The 20,083-nt window shown below is 57.3% G+C and carries 14 protein-coding genes; 10 read left to right on the top strand and 4 right to left on the bottom strand.

Features of this window, described 5'->3' with window-relative positions:
• Window positions 1–12 precede the first annotated feature (12 nt).
• The 5 genes from hscA to sseB all read left to right on the top strand — a co-directional run bounded on the left by hscA (window position 13) and on the right by sseB (window position 4,615).
• Complete coding sequence (hscA, locus tag AC2FAP_RS19975) at window positions 13–1,863, top strand: Fe-S protein assembly chaperone HscA (RefSeq protein WP_138014081.1); 1,851 nt, start codon at window positions 13–15, stop codon at window positions 1,861–1,863.
• Between the two features lies 1 nt (window position 1,864).
• Window positions 1,865–2,200: an ISC system 2Fe-2S type ferredoxin gene (gene fdx, locus AC2FAP_RS19970; RefSeq protein WP_014171179.1), complete on the top strand. Its 336-nt coding sequence runs from the start codon at window positions 1,865–1,867 to the stop codon at window positions 2,198–2,200.
• Between the two features lies 1 nt (window position 2,201).
• Window positions 2,202–2,402, top strand: coding sequence for a Fe-S cluster assembly protein IscX (gene iscX / locus AC2FAP_RS19965; RefSeq protein ID WP_014171178.1), 201 nt, complete (start codon window positions 2,202–2,204; stop codon window positions 2,400–2,402).
• A 53-nt stretch (window positions 2,403–2,455) separates the two neighbouring features.
• Window positions 2,456–3,742 (top strand): aminopeptidase PepB, encoded by a 1,287-nt coding sequence (gene pepB, locus AC2FAP_RS19960; RefSeq protein ID WP_020883024.1) that lies wholly within the window; start codon window positions 2,456–2,458, stop codon window positions 3,740–3,742.
• A 96-nt stretch (window positions 3,743–3,838) separates the two neighbouring features.
• Entirely contained in the window at window positions 3,839–4,615 is a 777-nt protein-coding gene (sseB, locus tag AC2FAP_RS19955) for an enhanced serine sensitivity protein SseB (RefSeq protein WP_014171176.1), read from the top strand.
• Between the two features lie 17 nt (window positions 4,616–4,632).
• Here sseB and AC2FAP_RS19950 read toward each other — a convergent pair whose 3' ends face one another.
• The 4 genes from AC2FAP_RS19950 to AC2FAP_RS19935 all read right to left on the bottom strand — a co-directional run bounded on the left by AC2FAP_RS19950 (window position 4,633) and on the right by AC2FAP_RS19935 (window position 9,266).
• Window positions 4,633–5,403 (bottom strand): MurR/RpiR family transcriptional regulator, encoded by a 771-nt coding sequence (locus AC2FAP_RS19950; RefSeq protein WP_121339137.1) that lies wholly within the window; start codon window positions 5,401–5,403, stop codon window positions 4,633–4,635.
• Window positions 5,403–6,251, bottom strand: a complete 849-nt coding sequence (gene sseA / locus AC2FAP_RS19945; RefSeq protein WP_032678689.1) for a 3-mercaptopyruvate sulfurtransferase — start codon at window positions 6,249–6,251, stop codon at window positions 5,403–5,405. Before sseA ends, AC2FAP_RS19950 begins: the two co-directional genes overlap by 1 nt.
• 90 nt (window positions 6,252–6,341) lie before the next feature.
• Window positions 6,342–7,709 (bottom strand): 6-phospho-alpha-glucosidase, encoded by a 1,368-nt coding sequence (locus tag AC2FAP_RS19940; RefSeq protein ID WP_014171173.1) that lies wholly within the window; start codon window positions 7,707–7,709, stop codon window positions 6,342–6,344.
• Between the two features lie 12 nt (window positions 7,710–7,721).
• On the bottom strand, window positions 7,722–9,266 hold the full coding sequence (locus AC2FAP_RS19935) for a PTS transporter subunit EIIC (RefSeq protein WP_020883028.1): 1,545 nt from the start codon (window positions 9,264–9,266) through the stop codon (window positions 7,722–7,724).
• A 285-nt stretch (window positions 9,267–9,551) separates the two neighbouring features.
• Here AC2FAP_RS19935 and AC2FAP_RS19930 point away from each other — a divergent pair, with 285 nt between their 5' ends.
• The 5 genes from AC2FAP_RS19930 (at window position 9,552) to rodZ (ending at window position 20,063) form a co-directional block, all read left to right on the top strand.
• On the top strand, window positions 9,552–14,504 hold the full coding sequence (locus AC2FAP_RS19930; protein ID WP_449541458.1) for an alpha-2-macroglobulin family protein: 4,953 nt from the start codon (window positions 9,552–9,554) through the stop codon (window positions 14,502–14,504).
• A gap of 1 nt (window position 14,505) precedes the next feature.
• The gene (gene pbpC, locus AC2FAP_RS19925) at window positions 14,506–16,830 is read left to right on the top strand and encodes a peptidoglycan glycosyltransferase PbpC (RefSeq protein WP_449541457.1); all 2,325 of its coding nucleotides are present in this window, start codon (window positions 14,506–14,508) and stop codon (window positions 16,828–16,830) included.
• A gap of 156 nt (window positions 16,831–16,986) precedes the next feature.
• Window positions 16,987–17,418 (top strand): nucleoside-diphosphate kinase, encoded by a 432-nt coding sequence (gene ndk, locus AC2FAP_RS19920; RefSeq protein WP_003860625.1) that lies wholly within the window; start codon window positions 16,987–16,989, stop codon window positions 17,416–17,418.
• 169 nt (window positions 17,419–17,587) lie between these two features.
• Window positions 17,588–18,754 carry a dual-specificity RNA methyltransferase RlmN gene (gene rlmN / locus AC2FAP_RS19915; RefSeq protein ID WP_014171168.1) on the top strand — a complete coding sequence of 389 codons (1,167 nt, stop codon included), beginning with the start codon at window positions 17,588–17,590 and terminating at the stop codon, window positions 18,752–18,754.
• 292 nt (window positions 18,755–19,046) lie between these two features.
• Window positions 19,047–20,063 carry a cytoskeleton protein RodZ gene (rodZ, locus tag AC2FAP_RS19910; RefSeq protein WP_449541456.1) on the top strand — a complete coding sequence of 339 codons (1,017 nt, stop codon included), beginning with the start codon at window positions 19,047–19,049 and terminating at the stop codon, window positions 20,061–20,063.
• Window positions 20,064–20,083: the final 20 nt, after the last annotated feature.

The raw sequence follows: 20,083 nt of genomic DNA, 5'->3' as shown, positions 1-20,083 counted from the left end.
TCGGAAGCAATTATGGCCTTATTACAAATTAGTGAGCCTGGCTTAAGTGCCGCACCGCACCAGCGTCGTCTGGCGGTAGGTATTGATCTGGGCACCACCAATTCTCTCGTGGCGACCGTGCGAAGCGGCCAGGCGGAAACGCTGGCTGACGAGCAGGGCCGTCATCTGCTGCCTTCCGTGGTCCACTACCAACAGCAGGGCCACGCGGTTGGCTATGACGCACGCGCGAACGCCGCGCGCGATCCGGCAAACACCATCAGTTCCGTAAAACGCATGATGGGCCGCTCCCTCGTCGATATTCAGACCCGTTATCCGCATCTGCCGTATCAGCTGCAGGCCAGTGAAAACGGCCTGCCAATGATTGCCACGGCAGCGGGGCTGCTGAACCCGATCCGCGTTTCTGCTGATATCCTCAAAGCGCTGGCGGCGCGTGCTACGGCAACGCTCGGCGGCGATCTCGATGGCGTGGTCATTACCGTTCCGGCCTACTTTGATGATGCACAGCGTCAGGGCACCAAAGACGCGGCGCGTCTGGCGGGACTGCACGTTCTGCGCCTGCTGAACGAACCGACGGCGGCCGCCATTGCCTACGGCCTGGACTCCGGTCAGGAAGGGGTGATTGCGGTTTACGATCTGGGGGGCGGGACCTTTGATATCTCTATCCTGCGCTTAAGCCGTGGGGTGTTTGAAGTGCTGGCTACCGGCGGTGATTCTGCGCTGGGTGGCGATGACTTCGACCATCTGCTGGCTGATTTCATTCGTGAACAGGCGGGTATTCCCGATCGCAGCGATGCACGCGTGCAGCGTGAACTGCTGGACGTGGCCATTGACGCGAAAATCGCGCTGAGCGATGCGCAGTCTGTCACCGTCAACGTGGCGGGCTGGCAGGGGGAAATTACCCGGGAACAGTTTAACGACCTGATCGCGCCTTTGGTGAAACGCACCCTGCTGGCCTGCCGTCGCGCACTAAAAGATGCGGGCGTTGAGGCTGACGAGGTGCTGGAAGTGGTCATGGTTGGCGGCTCCACGCGCGTACCGCTGGTGCGTGAACGTGTGGGCGAATTCTTTGGCCGCACGCCGCTGACGTCCATCGACCCGGATAAAGTGGTTGCCGTGGGCGCGGCTATCCAGGCGGATATTCTGGTCGGCAACAAGCCGGACAGCGAGATGTTGCTGCTGGATGTTATTCCACTCTCCCTGGGTTTAGAAACCATGGGGGGACTGGTGGAGAAAGTCATTCCGCGTAACACCACCATTCCGGTGGCGCGTGCACAGGAATTCACCACCTTCAAAGACGGCCAGACCGCGATGTCCATCCATGTGATGCAGGGCGAGCGCGAGCTGGTGCAGGACTGTCGTTCACTGGCGCGCTTTGCGCTGCGCGGTATTCCTGCGCTGCCTGCGGGCGGTGCGCATATTCGCGTTACCTTCCAGGTGGATGCGGACGGCCTGCTGAGCGTCACGGCGATGGAGAAATCCACCGGCGTTGAGTCGTCTATCCAGGTGAAGCCGTCCTACGGCCTGACCGATGGTGAGATCGCCTCCATGATTCAGGATTCAATGAGCTACGCCGAACAGGATGTGAAGGCGCGTATGCTGGCAGAACAGAAAGTTGAAGCCGCACGCGTGCTGGAAAGTCTGAACGGTGCGCTCGCTGCCGACGCCGCGCTGTTAAGCGCCGCTGAGCGTCAGGTGATTGACGAGGCTGCCGCGCGCTTAAGCGCAGTGGCCGAAGGCAATGATGCTGATGCAATAGAAGAAGCCATTAAAAACGTTGATAAACAAACCCAGGACTTTGCTGCTCGCCGCATGGACAAATCTGTCCGCGTCGCGCTGAAAGGCCAGTCCGTGGACGAGGTTTAATATGCCAAAGATTGTTATTTTGCCTCATGCGGACCTCTGTCCGGATGGTGCTGTTCTGGAAGCGAAGACCGGTGAGACCATTCTCGATGTTGCCCTGCGTAACGGTATCGAAGTGGAACACGCCTGTGAAAAATCCTGTGCCTGCACAACCTGCCACTGCATCGTGCGTGAAGGTTTTGACTCTCTGGCCGAGAGCACCGAAGATGAAGACGACATGCTGGATAAAGCATGGGGTCTGGAGCCAGACAGCCGTTTGAGCTGCCAGGCTCTGGTGACCGATGAAGATCTGGTCGTGGAATTTCCACGCTACACCATCAACCACGCACGCGAGCACTGATATGGGACTGAAGTGGACTGACAGCCGTGAAATCGGCGAAGCGCTCTACGACGCTAACCCGGATCTCGATCCTAAAACCGTACGCTTCACCGATATGCATCAGTGGATCTGCGATTTAGACGATTTTGACGACGATCCAAACGCATCCAATGAAAAAATTCTGGAGGCGATTCTGTTAGTCTGGTTAGATGAAGCAGAATAAATCACCTTACGGGCTGCCTTCAGGCGGCCCGTTTGCTAATAAGGATAAATAAAATGACCGAAGCGATGAAGATTACGATCTCGAATCAGCCTGCTGACGCGCGCTGGGGCGAGAAAGCCACCTACAGTATCAACAACGACGGTATTACCCTGCACCTGACTGGCAACGATGATTTGGGTCTGATCCAGCGCGCAGCGCGCAAAATTGATGGTCTGGGCATTAAACATGTCACCCTGGACGGCGAAGGCTGGGATATCGACCGCAGCTGGGCATTCTGGGCGGGTTACAAAGGACCGAAAGGCAGCCGTAAAATCGAGTGGGCGACGCTCGACGAAGCGGGTCAGAAAGAGCTGGAAAGCCGTCTGACCATTATCGACTGGGTGCGCGATACCATTAACGCCCCGGCAGAAGAGCTGGGTCCTGAACAACTTGCGCAGCGCGCCGTTGACCTGCTGTGCGGCGTGGCCGGCGACAAAATGTCTTACCGCATCACCAAAGGTGAAGACCTGCGCGAGCAGAACTATATGGGGATCCACACCGTGGGTCGCGGTTCCGAGCGTCCTCCGGTATTGCTGGCGCTGGATTACAACCCAACCGGTGATAAAGCAGCACCGGTATTTGCCTGCCTGGTCGGGAAAGGCATCACGTTCGATACCGGCGGTTACAGTCTGAAGCAGAGCGCGTTCATGGACTCCATGAAGTCCGATATGGGCGGTGCGGCAACCATCACTGGCGCGCTGGCGTTTGCCATTACGCGCGGTCTGAACAAGCGCGTGAAGCTTTACCTGTGCTGTGCGGACAACATGGTGAGCGGTAATGCCTTTAAGCTCGGCGACATCATTCGCTACCGTAACGGTAAAAACGTGGAAGTGATGAACACCGATGCGGAAGGTCGTCTGGTGCTGGCCGATGGTCTCATCGACGCGTCTGCGCAGAAGCCAGAGCTGATTATCGACATGGCGACCCTGACCGGTGCGGCGAAAACCGCGCTGGGCAACGACTACCATGCGCTGTTCAGCTTTGACGACAAACTGGCAGCTCGCCTGCTGGCAAGCGCGGCCGCGGAGAACGAACCGTTCTGGCGTCTGCCGCTGGCCGAATTCCACCGCAGCCAGCTGCCGTCTAACTTCGCCGAACTGAACAACACCGCGAGCGCAGCCTATCCGGCGGGTGCGAGCACGGCGGCCGGCTTCCTGTCTCACTTCGTTGAGAACTATCACGAAGGCTGGCTGCACATCGACTGCTCCGCAACCTACCGTAAAGCGGCCGTTGAGCAGTGGTCTGCAGGGGCAACGGGACTGGGCGTGCGTACTATCGCGAACCTGCTGACTGCCGAGTAATTGTTTTTGTCCGGCGGCGCTGTGCTTGTCCGGGCCTACGGTTTTGTAGGCCTGTTAGCCTTGCGCCAGCCGACATTATGTTGAAGTAGCCAAACTATGTCTGAAACGAAAAACGAATTAGAAACTCTGCTGGAACAGGCGGCGACCGAACCTGCCCACCGTCCGGCATTTTTCCGCACGTTGCTGGAGTCCACCGTCTGGGTTCCGGGTACCGCAGCGGAAGGCGAACAGGTTGTTGAAGACAGCGCGCTGGACCTGCTCCACTGGGAGAAAGACGACGGCACGTCGGTGATCCCGTTCTTCACCTCGCTGGAAGCGCTGCAGCAGGCCGTTGAAGACGAGCAGGCGTTCGTGGTGATGCCGGTGCGCACTCTGTTCGAAATGACGCTGGGCCAGACCTTGTTCCTCAACGCCAAACTGCCAACCGGGAAAGAGTTCACCCCGCGTGAAATCAACCATCTGATTGGCGAGGAGGGCAACCCGCTCAGTACGCAGGAAGTGCTGGAAGGGGGCGAAACGCTGCTGTTGTCTGAAGTAGCCGAACCCCCTGCGCAGATGATTGATTCGCTGACCACGCTGTTCAAAACCCTCAAACCCGTGAGGCGCGCGTTCCTCTGCTCTATTAAAGAGAGCACGGATGAACAGCCGGTACTGCTGATTGGCATTGAAGCAGACGGCGATATCGAGGAGATTATTCAGGCTGCGGGCAGTGTTGCCACCGATACGCTGCCGGGTGATGAGCCGATCGATATCTGTCAGGTGAAGAAGGATGAGAAGGGCATCAGCCACTTTATTACCGAGCACATCACGCCGTTTTACGAGCGTCGCTGGGGCGGATTCCTGCGCGATCTCAAAACCACCCGCATTATCTGATTACGCGGGGTGATTTTTCACCCCGTCGCTTCCAGCAGCAGTAAATCCATCAGCAGGACCAGATTCGACTCAAACGACGTCACGCCAGCGGCTTCTGCGGCGTAATGTACCGCCTCGTCATATAAGGCAAAGTGTAAATCTGCCATTCCCGCCAGCGTATTGGCCGAAGCGCGCGTAAAAGCCACGACCGTCATACCCACGTTTTTAGCGATCCGCGCTTTATCCAGCACTTGTTCGGTTTCACCGCTGCGTGAGACGGCGATAAACACCTGATACCGCGCAGCGTTGCTGAGGAAAATGTTCCGGCTATCCCCCGGCCCGGAAATAAACGCCGTTTTGCCCAGCACCTGCAATTTCTTGGTGAGGTACTCGGCGAAGAGATAAGAGAAGCCGGCGCCATAAAGAAAGAAGCTCTCTTTCTGGCGCAGTAACGTCGAAAATTGCGCGCGCTTCTCCTGCGTTACCCACTGAAAGGTTTGCTGATAGTTCGCGATAAATTGACTGAAAAGCGCCGGCAGTTCCGGGCGCTGTTGTGCCTGCGCGGCGATATACGGCGTCTCGGTTAACAGCTGTTTGCAGTGCCAGATAAATTCGCTGAAACCGCTGAAGCCTAATTTCTGACACAAACGCATAATGGTAGCGGTTGAGACGAACGTCGCCTGCGCCAGTTCGCGCACCGTAATATTGCCCACCAGCAGAGGATGATCTGTCAGGTGGGCCAGCACGCGATATTCCGCGCGGGTCAGTGACGCCCCGCGCGTTAACAGCGTGGCCAGACGGTTATCCATTATTTGGCCGGTTCAACGGGCAAATCGTCTCGTGCACCCCATTCACTCCAGGCGCCATCATAGAGCGTCACGTCGTTTACACCGAGTGTGGCGAGCGCCAGAATCACCACGCAGGCCGTGACGCCGGACCCGCAGCTGGCAATAACGGGACGATGCAAATCCACGCCCTGACGATCAAAAATGGCGCGCAGCTCATCGGTCGTTTTTAATTCACCTTCAAACACCAGATCGCCCCACGGCACATTCAACGCGCCGGGAATATGGCCGCGCTTCAGCCCCGGACGCGGTTCATCCGCCTGGGCGTTAAAGCGCGCTGCAGGGCGGGCATCGACAATTTGCGCCGTTTTTTCATGGCTGACCACCAGCACGTCGGTCAGACGTTTTACCTGATGCGCATCAAACGTCGCGTCGAACTCGCCTTCCGGCAGCGTCACGTCGCCCTGCTGTAATGGCAGTTCATCACGCTTCCAGCCCGCGAGGCCGCCTGCAAGAATTGAGACTTTCTCCACGCCAAAGTTTTTCAGCATCCACCAGGCGCGCGGTGCGGAGAAGAGGTTACCTTCATCGTAAACCACGAGGTGTTTGTCACGATTGACGCCAAGTTCGCGCATCGCCACGGAGAACGCTTCCGGTCGCGGCAGCATGTGCGGGAGAGGGGAGTTATGGTCGGACAGGGCTTCAATATCAAAAAATACCGCGCCCGGCAAATGCCCTGCGCGGTATTCTGCGACCATATCGCGAAGGTGTTCCTGCCCGGCAGGTGCCATACGCGCGTCAATAATCTGTACTTCCGGATCGTCACCGTGCTCAATCAGCCAGTCGGCGGCGACAAAATATGAGGTGGACATGGGTTGCCTCCAGTCTTTTCCGTAAAAAAGGATTGTCGGTGTTTTTTCTGACACCGACAAGCAAACCACGTTCAACTCGCGAGCACGACCCTATTTTTTCACCGCTTCACCGTTCTGCCAGGCTTTTTGCAGCGCAGGCCAGTAGTCACGGTTGGCGTCAATCATGTCATCAAGAATCGCTTTTGCGTGCTCCATGGTGGGCACGGTGCGGTTCAGGGTGAACGCCTGCAGCGCTTTTTCGTAGCTGCCTTCAATGGTCGCTTCCACCAGCAGCTGTTCAGAGGCGAGCTGCTGTTGTAGCAGCGTCTGATGGAACAGCGGGACCCGACCCACGCGGATAGGCTCTGGCCCTTCAGAGGTGATGTAGGCCGGGACTTCCACCACCGCGTCGTACGGCAGATTGGTTATCGCCCCGCGGTTTTCCACCATTACCAGATGGCGCTGACGCAGGTTAAATGCCAGCGAGCAGGCGACATCGACAATAAACTCGCCGTGGACGCCCACGTGGAAGGCATCCGGTAAAATCCCGGTACGCTTATACTCTTCTGCTGCGGCAAACAGCTTTTTCTCACGCCCGTTCATCACTTCGTTCGCGCGGGTGTAGTCCGGGTTCTGATGTTCCACAATCTGGTTAGGCATCAGGTAGTACTGCAGATAGGGGTTTGGCAGATATTCCGGGAAGTTATCCATGATGGGCTTGATGTTGCGCCAGGTTTTCACCCACGACGGATCTGAGTGCTGCGGATCCGTTTTGGCCGCATCTTCCGTCAGCAGGCCGAACCTCGCGATATGCCGACGCAGTTCCGGCAGCTTGTCCTCGCCGTCCACCCGCACGCGGGTAAACCAGCCGAAGTGGTTCAGACCAAAGTAGTCCACCTCCAGCTTGTGGCGGTCCACACCCAAAATGGCCCCCATGTTACGCATCGCCGCCACTGGCATATCGCAGATATTAAGCACGCGGGCGTCCGGTCGCAGGCGGCGCACCCCTTCCGCAACGATCGCTGCCGGGTTGGAATAGTTCACGATCCAGGCTTTTTCATGCGCGTAGCGATCCACCAGATCGATCAACTCGACCATCGGCAGGATCGTGCGCAGGCCGTATGCCAGCCCGCCAGGACCGCAGGTTTCCTGGCCCACCACGCCGTGGCGCAGCGGGATCTTCTCATCCTGCTCACGCATTCTGTACTGGCCGACACGCATCTGGGCGAAGACAAAGTGCGCCCCGCTGAACGCGACTTCCGGGTCTGTGGTCACGGTGAAGGTAATGCTCTGGCTATGGTCGCGAATGACCTTCTCCACCACCGGTGCAATGGTGTTCTGGCGTGCTTCGTCGATATCGTAGAGGCGAATCTCGGCCAGCGGGAAGTCCTGCAGGCGTACCATCAGGCTTTTCACGATACCTGGCGTATAGGTGCTGCCGCCACCGGCAATCGACAGAATAAAAGGGGGTGTAAACATCTTTAGCTCCTCTCAGAGAAACGTCTCAACGGCTTCTCGCATTTTTTTGACATGCAGCCCGTAGACCACCTGAACGTTGTTACCTTGTTTGATAATCCCTTTCGCGCCGGTCGCTTTGAGACGCGGCTCGTCGATGATGGAGACATCCTTCACCGTGACGCGTAAGCGGGTGTAGCAGTTATCCACTACCTCAATGTTTTCCCGGCCTCCCAGTCCCACCACGATGGATTCACCCAGCCCGTCATTGTTCCCCTTCGCCTGATACTCCTGTTTGCTGTACAGGCGCGTCTCCTGATCGTCATCCTCGCGTCCTGGCGTCTTCATGTTGAAGCGCAGGATCAGGAAGCGGAACACCACAAAATAGAGCGCGAACATGATGAGCCCGACCACGATGTACATCGGCCAGTTGGACTTCTCCGTGCCGAGCGGCAGGTTATAAAGAATAAAATCGATAATTCCGTTAGCGCCGATGGCATGAACACCGAACAGAGAGAAAAGCATCATGCCGATGCCGGTCAGCACCGCATGTACCACAAACAGCAGTGGAGCGACGAACAGGAACGAAAACTCAATCGGCTCGGTAACGCCCACCAGCAAAGAGGTTAATGCTGCCGGGATCAGGATGGCTTTGGCTGCCGCTTTGCGCTCCGGCCTGGCGGTCATGTACATCGCCAGTGCTGCCGCGGGCAGGCCAAACATTTTGCTGATGCCGCGCGCGTCCCACACTACCGTGCTGCTCAACTGCTTCACTTCCGGACAAGCCATTTCGGCGAAATAGATATTGCGTGCGCCCTGATAAACCGTGCCGCATACCTCTTGCGTCCCCCCAAGTTCGGTATACAGGAAGGGGGTATAGACCAGATGATGCAGGCCGGTCGGCACCAGAATGCGTTCCAGGAAGCCGTAAATGGCCACCCCAAAAGGCCCGGAACCTTTGATCGCCAGCGCCAGTGCGCTGATGCCATGCTGGGCAAATGGCCACAGTTCGCTCATCACGACGCCGAGCAGCATTGAGACAGGAAGCATGACGATGGCGACGAAACAGTGGCCGGAATAGATGGCCATCGCGCCGTTAAACTGTACGCCAGAGTACTTGTTGTACAGGTATCCGGACAGAGCCCCGGTCAGGATCCCGGCGAAAACGCCCATCTCCAGTACCTGCACGCCCAGCACCATACTTTGCCCGGCGGCTTTCATCTGGTCAGCGGGGGCCAGTTCGCCCTGGAGCTGCAGCGTAACGTTCATCGCGTTAATGAAAACAACAAAGGTCACCAGGCCGATCAGGGCCGCATAGCCTTTATCACGCGTGGCCAGGCCAATCGGTATCCCGACGGCAAACACCAGCGCCAGGTTAACCAGTACTGACACGGCCGATTTCGCGATAAGCTGACCAACATGCTGAATCAGCGGATGGCCGAGAAACGGCACATACTCTGCGAGGTTACCGTTCCCCAGGACGTTACCGAATGCGATAAACAGACCGACGATCGGTAAGATAAGTACCGGTCCGTACAACGATTTTCCGAAATTTTGTAGGGCGTTCACGGCTCGTTTCATGACTGTCTCTCTTAGTGAACCGCGCACTCGGGGTGCGTCTTGAGCTTAAAGCTAGCAGGCTAAAGGCGAGGTAATCCAGCTATCTTCTTGTTTTAAAAACAAATGACGTAAAAGGTAACATGTGACGTTTGCGACTGTGATCGGCATAGCAGTGCCTGAGTAAAGGCGTCGTCGCTCTGCGAGGTGCTTTCCAGATTCTAAAATTAGACTTTTTGTATTAATGAAACTTGCGGATAATACTTATCCGGAAGACGACCAACAGGCTCCATAGGCCAGGGACAAAGGATGACACCGTTTCGCTTAGCCGCGATTTCTCTCGCGCTGCTTACCACATTTTCGCTTGTCGGCTGTGATAACAGCGACGATAACTCTCAGGCTGCGGCTCCCGCAGCATCCACAGCAACGACACCGAAAGCACCGGAAAAGCCGGACGCTGAAAAGCTGGCAACGCTGGCGGCACAGAGTCAGGGCAAAGCGCTCACCCTGCTGGATACTTCAGAGGTGCAGCTTGATGGCGCGGCCACGCTGGTCCTGACCTTCTCTGTTCCGCTTAATCCCGATCAGGATTTCGCCAAAACAGTGCATGTGGTGGATAAAAAAAGCGGCAAGGTTGACGGGGCGTGGGAACTCGCACCTAACCTGAAAGAGCTACGCCTGCGCCATCTGGAGCCCAACCGCAATCTGGTTGTCACCGTTGAACGTGATCTGCAGGCGCTGAACAAAGCGACATTTGGTATCGATTACGAAAAAGCCCTGACTACCCGGGATGTTGAACCGACGGTCGGTTTTTCCAGCCGTGGCTCACTGCTGCCGGGCAAGGTGGTGGAAGGTTTGCCGGTAATGGCGCTCAACGTCAACAATGTTGACGTGAATTTCTACCGCGTGAAGCCTGAATCCCTGGCCTCCTTTGTCAGCCAGTGGGAGTACCGTAACTCCCTGACTAACTGGGAGTCCGATAATCTGCTCAAAATGGCGGACCTGGTGTATACCGGCCGGTTTGACCTCAATCCGGCACGCAACACCCGTGAAAAACTGCTGTTGCCGCTGCGGGATATTAAGCCGCTCCAGCAGTCAGGCGTGTACATCGCGGTCATGAATCAGGCCGGGCACTATAACTACAGCAATGCCGCAACCCTCTTTACCTTAAGTGATATTGGGTTGTCCGCTCACCGTTATCATAACCGTCTGGATATTTTCACCCAGAGCCTGGAAGATGGCGCGGCGCAATCCGGCGTTACCGTCACCCTGTTGAATGATAAAGGGCAGACGCTTGCCGAAACGAACAGCGATGCTGACGGCCACGCAAAACTTGAGACTGACAAAGAAGCCGCGCTGATTCTGGCCAGTAAAGACGGGCAGACCACGCTGCTTGACCTCAAGCTTCCGGCCCTCGATCTGGCGGAGTTTGATATCGCAGGTAGCCCAGGCTACAGCAAGCAATTCTTTATGTTTGGCCCGCGCGATCTCTATCGCCCTGGCGAAACGGTGATCCTCAATGGTTTGCTGCGCGACAGCGACGGTAAACCGCTTCCTGCCCAGCCGGTTAAACTCGACGTACTGCGCCCGGACGGACAGGTGGCGCGCACGGTTGTCGTCCAGCCTGAGAACGGCCTCTATCGCTTCAATTATTCCCTGGACGGCGGGGCGCAGACCGGTATGTGGCATATCCGCGCCAATACCGGCGATAACCAACAGCGCCTGTGGGATTTCCACGTTGAAGATTTTATGCCGGAGCGTATGGCGCTTAATCTGACGGGACAAAAAGCGCCGGTTTCCACCGAGGATAACGTCGACTTTAACATTGCGGGTTATTACCTGTATGGCGCACCTGCCAACGGAAATTCCCTGCAAGGCCAGCTTTTCCTGCGACCGCTGCGCGAAGCCGTCGCTGCACTGCCGGGCTTCCAGTTTGGTGATATCGCCGAAGAGAACCTGAGCCGCAGCCTGGATGAAGTTCAGCTAACCCTTGATGAACAGGGGCGCGGACAGGTCTCGACCGAAAGCCAGTGGAAAGAGGCGCATTCACCGCTACAGCTGATCCTGCAGGCCAGCCTTCTGGAATCGGGCGGTCGCCCGGTGACGCGCCGTGCTGAGCAGGCCATCTGGCCGGCGGCCGAGCTGCCGGGTATCCGTCCTCAGTTTGCCAGTAAGGCCGTTTATGACTACCGCACTGACACCACCGTCAACCAGCCGATCGTGGATGAAAACGGCAATGCCAGCTTTGATATCGTCTATGCCGATGCCAGCGGGGCAAAAAAGGCGGTTTCCGGGTTACAGGTTCGCCTGATCCGTGAGCGCCGTGACTACTACTGGAACTGGTCAGAGAGCGATGGCTGGCAGTCACAGTTTGATCAGAAAGACCTGGTGGAGGGCGAGCAGGCGCTGACCCTCAAGGCCGATGAAACCGGTAAAGTGACCTTCCCGGTGGAGTGGGGCTCGTACCGTCTGGAAGTCAAAGCGCCGGACGATATGGTCAGCAGCGTGCGCTTCTGGGCCGGCTACAGCTGGCAGGATAATAGCGACGGCACCGGTGCCGCTCGTCCTGACCGTGTGACCATGAAACTGGACAAGCCTTCCTATCAGCCGGGAGATACCATCCAGCTGCATATCGCTGCCCCGGCGGCGGGTAAAGGCTATGCGATGATCGAGTCCAGCGAAGGGCCGCTCTGGTGGAAAGAGATCGACGTACCGGCCAACGGACTCGATCTCTCAATCCCGGTGGATAAGGCCTGGAAACGTCACGATCTCTATCTCAGCACGCTGGTGGTACGCCCTGGCGATAAATCCAAATCAGCGACGCCGAAACGTGCCGTCGGGTTACTGCATCTGCCGATGGGCGATGAGAATCGCCGCCTGAATGTCGCGCTGGAAAATCCGCAGAAAATGCGGCCAAACCAGACGCTGTCCGTGAAGGTGAAGGCCAGCGTCAAAGAAGGCGCCGTTCCGCAAAAAGTGAATGTGCTGATCTCGGCAGTGGACAGCGGCGTGTTGAACATCACCGATTACGTTACCCCGGATCCGTGGGAAGCGTTCTTCGGTCAGAAGCGCTACGGCGCGGATATCTACGATATTTACGGTCAGGTCATTGAAGGGCAGGGCCGCATGGCTGCGCTGCGCTTTGGTGGTGACGGCGATGAGCTTAAGCGCGGCGGTAAACCACCGGTGAACCACGTGACTATCATTGCCCAGCAGGCGCAGCCGGTCGAGCTCGATGCTAACGGTGAAGGGACCGTGACGCTGCCCATTGGAGACTTCAACGGCGAGCTGCGTCTGATGGCGCAGGCCTGGACGGAAGATGATTTCGGCAGCAGCGAAGGTAAAGTGATTGTCGCCGCCCCAATCATTACCGAACTGAACACGCCGCGCTTCCTGGCAAGTGGCGATACCTCACGCCTGACGCTGGATGTGACCAACCTGACGGACCAGCCGCAAACGCTGAACGTTGCCTTTACCGCTACCGGCAAGCTGTCGCTTGAGGGCGCACAGCCGCAGCCCGTGAAGTTACCGCCGGGCGCGCGCAGCACCCTGTTTATACCGGTACGTGCGCTGGATGGCTACGGTGATGGTGAAGTGACCGCTCAGGTGACCGGCCTGCAGCTGCCGGGCGAGACTTTCGCTGCACAACAGAAGAGCTGGAAAATCGGCGTTCGTCCGGCATTCCCGGCGCAGACCGTTAACACCGGTGCCATGCTGAATCCTGGTGAGTCGTGGAGTGCACCGGCGCAGCACCTTAATGGCTTCTCTCCTGCCACGCTACAGGGACAATTGCTGCTGAGCGGGAAACCGCCTCTGAATCTGGCGCGCTATATTCGTGAGCTGCAGGCATACCCGTATGGCTGTCTGGAGCAAACCACCAGTGGTCTGTTCCCGTCGCTCTACACCAACGCGGCGCAGTTGACCGCGCTTGGCATCAAAGGGGATACGGATGACAAGCGCCGTGCGGCCATTGATATCGGAATCTCCCGTCTGCTGCAGATGCAGCGTGATGACGGAGGTTTCGCGCTTTGGGATAAAAACGGTCCGGAGGAGTACTGGCTCACCGCCTATGTCACTGACTTCCTGGTTCGTGCAGGCGAGCAGGGCTACAGCGTGCCTGCTGAGGCGGTTAACAACGCCAACAGCCGCTTGCTGCGTTACCTGCAGGACCCGGGCATGATGTCCATCCGCTACAGCGATGATACCCAGGCCAGTAAATTTGCGGTGCAGGCCTATGCCGCGCTGGTGCTGGCTCGCCAGCAAAAGGCCCCGCTTGGTGCGTTGCGTGAAATCTGGGAACGTCACGGACAGGCCGCTTCCGGGCTGCCGCTGATGCAGTTGGGGATGGCGCTTAAATTAATGGGCGACGCACCGCGCAGCCAGCAGGCGCTGGGTCTGGCCATCAAAACGCCGCGTAACGACAGCAAAAACTGGATGGCCGATTATGGCAGTGCGCTTCGTGATAATGCGCTGATGCTCTCTCTGCTTGAGGAGTACAAGCTTCTGCCGGATGCGCAAAATACGCTGCTGAACGCCTTGTCGGAACAAGCTTTCAGCCAGCGCTGGCTCTCGACCCAGGAGAGTAACGCCCTGTTCCTGGCCGGACGCTCGCTGCAAACTTTGTCCGGTGCATGGCAGGCGCAAACGTCTCTGGCGGATACCGCATCAGGCGGTGATAAAGCCCAGGTACAGAACGTGAACGGCGACCAGCTTGGCGCGCTGCAGGTGACCAATACCGGTAGCACACCGCTGTGGGTACGCCTTGATAGCACCGGTTATCCGGCATCTGCACCTCAGCCATCGTCTAACGTGCTGCAGATTGAGCGCCATATTCTGGCAACCGACGGCAGTACAAAGTCGCTCACGTCACTGAAGAGCGGCGAGCTGGTGCTGGTATGGCTTGAAGTGAAGGCCAGCCAGAACGTGCCGGATGCGCTGGTTGTCGATCTCCTCCCGGCGGGACTGGAACTGGAAAACCAGAACCTGGCGAGCAGCAGCGCCAGCCTGCAGGACAGCGGCAGCGAAGTGCAGAACCTGCTCAGTCAGATGCAGCAGGCGGATATTCAGCATATGGAATTCCGCGACGATCGCTTTGTGGCGGCGGTGCCGGTTAACGAAGGGCAGCCGGTCACGCTGGTTTATCTGGCGCGCGCCGTGACGCCGGGAACCTATGAGGTGCCGGTCCCGATGGTAGAGTCCATGTATGTTCCGCAGTGGCGGGCAACAGGTGCGGCCAGTGGCCCGCTGATTGTTGTACCGTAATATGCGGCTTGTACGTCTGATACGCTCCCGCTGGCTGTGGCTGGCGGGAGCGCTTCTCGTTTTATGGGGGCTGATCCTGGCCGCTGATCGCCTGTGGCCGTTGCCTCTGAAAGAGGTCAACCCCGCACGGGTGGTGGTGGACGAAAAAGGCACACCGCTCTGGCGTTTTGCCGATAGCGAAGGGATCTGGCGCTATCCGGTCACTCTCGAAGAGGTTTCTCCCCGCTATCTTGAAGCCTTGATCCAGTATGAAGATCGCTGGTTCTGGGACCATCCAGGCGTGAATCCGTTCTCTGTGCTGCGCGCCGCCTGGCAGGATCTTACCTCCGGGAGGGTTGTCTCAGGCGGCAGCACGCTCACCATGCAGGTGGCGCGCCTGCTGGATCCGCATCCGCGCACTTTTGGTGGCAAAATTCGTCAGCTCTGGCGAGCCATGCAGCTTGAGTGGCATCTCTCTAAGCGCGACATCCTCACGCTTTATCTTAACCGCGCCCCATTTGGCGGTACGCTGCAGGGGATTGGTGCGGCAAGCTGGACCTATCTCGGCAAACCGCCTTCGCAGCTCAGCTATTCCGAAGCGGCGCTGCTCGCCGTATTGCCGCAGGCGCCAAGCCGGTTGCGTCCTGACCGCTGGCCGGAACGTGCAGAAGCGGCACGCAACAAAGTGCTCGACCGGATGGTGACGCAGGGCGTCTGGTCGGCAAGCCAGGTTAAGGAGTCCCGTGAAGAAGCGGTATGGCTGGCGCCCCGGCAAATGCCGCAGCTGGCACCGCTCTTTTCGCGCATGATGCTCAGTAAAAGTCGCGATACTAAAATTGTGACTACCCTGGATGCGTCCCTGCAGCGGCAGCTTGAAGAACTGGCGATGAACTGGAAATCCCGCCTGCCAGCACGCAGTTCGCTGGCAATGATCGTCGTCGATCACACGGATATGAAAGTGCGTGGCTGGGTGGGATCGGTCGACATTAACGATGACACCCGGTTTAGCCATGTGGATATGGTGAATGCGATCCGATCGCCGGGATCGGTGCTCAAGCCCTTTATCTACGGTATGGCGCTGGACGACGGTTTGATCCACCCGGCATCGCTGCTCCAGGATGTTCCAAGAAAAACGGGGGATTATCGCCCGGGTAATTTCGACAGTGGGTTTCATGGGCCGGTGAGTATGAGTGAAGCGCTGGTACGCTCTCTTAATCTGCCCGCCGTGCAGGTGCTCGAGGCATACGGACCAAAACGTTTTGCTGCGATGTTGAGTAATGCAGGTTTGCCGCTGATTTTACCTGCTGGCGCACAGCCAAATTTATCGCTGATCCTGGGCGGGGCAGGGGCGCGGCTGGCCGATATCACCGCGGCCTACAGCGCGTTCGCCCGACACGGTAAAGCGGGCCGGTTGCGATTACAGCCAGGCGATCCCTTGTCAGAGCGGCCGTTGTTATCCCAGGGCTCGGCGTGGATCATTCGCCGTATTCTGGCCAATGAGGCGCAGCCGCTGCCGGACAATACGTTGCCACAGGTGGTACCTCTGGCATGGAAAACGGGAACCAGCTATGGCTACCGTGATGCATGGGCGGTAGGGCTGAATGCCCGTTACGTTATTGGGATCTGGACCGGACGACCGGACGGCACGCCTGTGGCGGGTCAGTTTGGGTTTGCGAGCGCGGTACCTCTGCTTAACCAGGTAAATAATGTTCTGCAGTCTGGTTCAACGCTCGATCAGGCGCGTCTGCCACGCGACCCGCGTCCTGACGGTGTGGGACGCGGCGTCATCTGTTGGCCGGGCGGCCAGTCGCTGCCGGAAGGGAGCGAAAATTGCCGTCGTCGTCTGGCGACCTGGCTGCTGGACGGCAGCGAGCCGCCGACATTGCTCTTACCGGAACAGGAAGGTATTCGCGGGATCCGTTTCCCGGTCTGGCTGGATAAAGAGGGCAAACGCGTGGCGGCAGACTGCCCGGATGCGACCGAGAAAGTTCTGGATGTCTGGCCGCTGCCGCTGGAACCCTGGCTGCCTGCAGCCGAGCGGCGCTCAGCACGGATCCCTTCGCCATCGGCTACCTGTCCGCCCTTGTCGCAGGACTCACCTGCACCGCTGATGTTGACTGGCGTGCGTGAAGGCGCGGTTATCAAGCGTCTGCCGGGGGAATCCCGCGTCTCGTTACCGCTACAGGCCACCGGCAATAGCGGTGAACGCTGGTGGTTTTTGAATGGCGAACCGCTGGCGGTGAAGAGCCGGGTTTACACCTTGCAGCTTGATAAATCAGGCGATTATCAGGTGCTGGTGATGGATGAAGCGGGGCAGGTGGCGACGGTGAATTTCACGCTACAGTAGCGTTAAACGTCTCTTCTGCTGTGAGCTGTTGCTAATCTTCGTCTCATTTTAAAAAAATGTTACCTGAATCCATAGGCAATGGCGCTATTGCTCATTATAATCCGCGCCACACCATACTCAGGTATGAAAAACAACAGAACATTTACAGAGGTTATCATGGCTATTGAACGTACTTTTTCCATCATCAAACCAAACGCGGTGGCAAAAAACGTTATTGGCAGCATCTTTGCTCGCTTTGAATCAGCAGGGTTCAAAATCGTTGGCACCAAAATGCTGCACCTGACCGTTGAGCAGGCTCGCGGTTTCTACGCTGAGCACGAAGGTCGTCCATTCTTCGACGGCCTGGTTGAGTTCATGACTTCTGGCCCGATCGTTGTATCCGTACTGGAAGGCGAAAACGCAGTACAGCGTCACCGTGACCTGCTGGGTGCGACCAACCCGGATAACGCACTGGCTGGTACCCTGCGCGCTGACTATGCAGACAGCTTCACCGAGAACGGCACCCACGGTTCCGATTCTGTTGAATCTGCCGCTCGTGAAATCGCGTTCTTCTTCGCTGAAGGCGAAGTGTGTCCACGTACCCGTTAATTTAACGGTTTCGTTTACACATTATTTTCGTAAATGCCGCGTGCAGACGTGGCATCCCTGCGCCAGACTTTGTACAATGCAACGCCCCGGACGAGCAGACTGCTTTCCGGGGCGTTTCTTTTCAACCCTCCATGGGCCATAACGTGTAACAACGAGGCCGGAAAAAATTATGTCTGAATTAGTGAATACCTCCGAAGTCGCCATTCCTGCGGTTCCAAATAAAAATGGAAAAATTAACCTGCTGGATCTGAACCGTCAGCAGATGCGCGAGTTCTTTAAAGAGATGGGCGAGAAGCCGTTTCGTGCCGATCAGGTCATGAAATGGATGTACCACTATTGCAGCGACAACTTTGATGACATGACTGACATCAACAAAGTGCTGCGCAATAAGCTCAAAGAAGTGGCTGAAATCCGTGCACCAGAAGTGGTGGAGGAGCAGCGCTCTGCCGATGGCACCATCAAATGGGCGATTGCCGTTGGCGATCAGCGCGTTGAAACCGTCTACATCCCGGAAGAAGACCGCGCCACGCTGTGCGTCTCCTCTCAGGTGGGCTGTGCGCTGGAGTGCAAGTTCTGCTCAACCGCTCAGCAGGGATTCAACCGTAACCTGCGCGTGTCTGAAATTATCGGCCAGGTGTGGCGTGCGGCGAAAATCGTCGGTGCGGCGAAAGTGACCGGGACCCGTCCAATCACCAACGTAGTGATGATGGGCATGGGCGAGCCACTGCTGAACCTGACCAACGTCGTTCCGGCGATGGAAATCATGCTGGATGACTTCGGCTTTGGTCTGTCCAAGCGTCGCGTAACGCTGTCGACGTCAGGCGTAGTGCCTGCACTGGACAAGCTGGGCGACATGATTGACGTTGCGCTGGCGATCTCCCTGCATGCACCGAACGACGAAATCCGTGACGAAATTGTACCCATCAACAAAAAGTACAATATCGAAACTTTCCTCGCCGCCGTGCGTCGCTACCTGGAGAAATCCAACGCGAACCAGGGCCGCGTGACGATCGAGTATGTCATGCTCGATCACGTAAACGACGGTACCGAGCATGCGCATCAGCTGGCTGAACTGCTGAAAGATACGCCGTGCAAAATCAACCTGATTCCATGGAACCCGTTCCCGGGCGCGCCTTATGGCCGTAGCTCGAACAGCCGTATCGACCGTTTCTCCAAGGTGCTGATGGAGTATGGTTTCACCACTATCGTGCGTAAAACCCGTGGTGATGATATCGATGCTGCATGCGGACAGCTGGCAGGTGATGTGATTGACCGTACCAAACGTACCCTGCGTAAACGCATGCAGGGCGAGACGATTGCGGTCAAAGCTGTTTGATTCTTATGCACTCACGGCGCATTATTTGCGCCGTGAAGCATAATCTTACTGAATAATCAGTCAGATTCGTGATGACTGATCAATAATTACGGTGCGTTTCATCCGACTTTCGGGCAGTATGTAACGACGTAACAACAGTTTATCCTGACGGGCAGGGCTGTGCTGTCATCTCCGGGCTGACAGTCTTATACTGTCTGTTCAAGGTTAACTGATCAGAACTTTCGCGGTGCGGGTGGCATTGTGACTTACCGGCACCTGAACCCTTTTTTTCACGTACCAGTAGTTGTAGCGAATGAATACTGAAGCCACTCACGACCAACATGAAGCACTCTCCACTGGCGTTCGTCTTCGCAACGCCCGTGAACAACTCGGACTCAGCCAGCAAGCCGTTGCAGAACGCTTATGTCTGAAGGTTTCCACGGTTCGCGATATTGAAGAAGATAAGGCTCCGGCCGATCTGGCTTCAACATTTCTGCGTGGTTACATCCGCTCTTATGCAAAACTGGTGCATATCCCTGAAGAAGAATTACTGCCAATGATGGAGAAGCAGGCACCGGTCCGCGCAGCAAAAGTTGCGCCGATGCAGACCTTCTCCCTGGGAAAACGTCGTAAAAAACGTGATGGCTGGCTGATGAGCTTTACCTGGCTGGTGCTGTTTGTGGTGATCGGCCTGACGGGCGCATGGTGGTGGCAAAACCACAAGGCGCAGCAGGAAGAGATCACCACCATGGCCGATCAATCCTCCGCCGAGCTCAATCAGTCCGGAAATGACAACGCTCAGAGCGTGCCGCTGAATACCGAAGGTGCTGCCACCTCCAGCGAGCCGCAGACTGCCGCGACCGATGCGCCTGCAACCGATGCCGGGCAGGCACCCGCCGCAACGGCTAATACCCCTGCGCCTCAGGCTCAGGATCCAAACGCGGTGGTTGCCCCTTCTCAGGCAAACGTGGATACCGCGACCAACGCGCCAGCGGCCACTCAGCCTGCGGACAACGGTGCTGCGTCACTGCCAACCAATCCGGCCGGAACGGCTGCGTCGGCGGCGGACCCAAATGCGCTGGTGATGAACTTCTCAGCTGACTGCTGGCTGGAAGTGACCGATGCAACAGGTAAAAAACTGTTCAGCGGTCTGCAGCGTAAAGATGGCACGTTAAACCTAACCGGCCAGGCACCGTATAAACTTAAAATCGGCGCTCCGGCAGCAGTACAGATCCAGTATCAAGGAAAACCTGTCGACCTGAGCCGCTTTATCAGAACTAACCAGGTTGCGCGTCTTACCGTTAATGCCGAACAATCAGCAGCACAGTAACAGACGGGCAACGCGGGAGA

It is taken from the genome of Enterobacter cloacae complex sp. 394I7, from assembly GCF_057320345.1.
The sequence above is the reverse complement of the archived record's forward strand: the minus strand, read 5'-3'. Positions and strand labels throughout refer to the sequence as shown.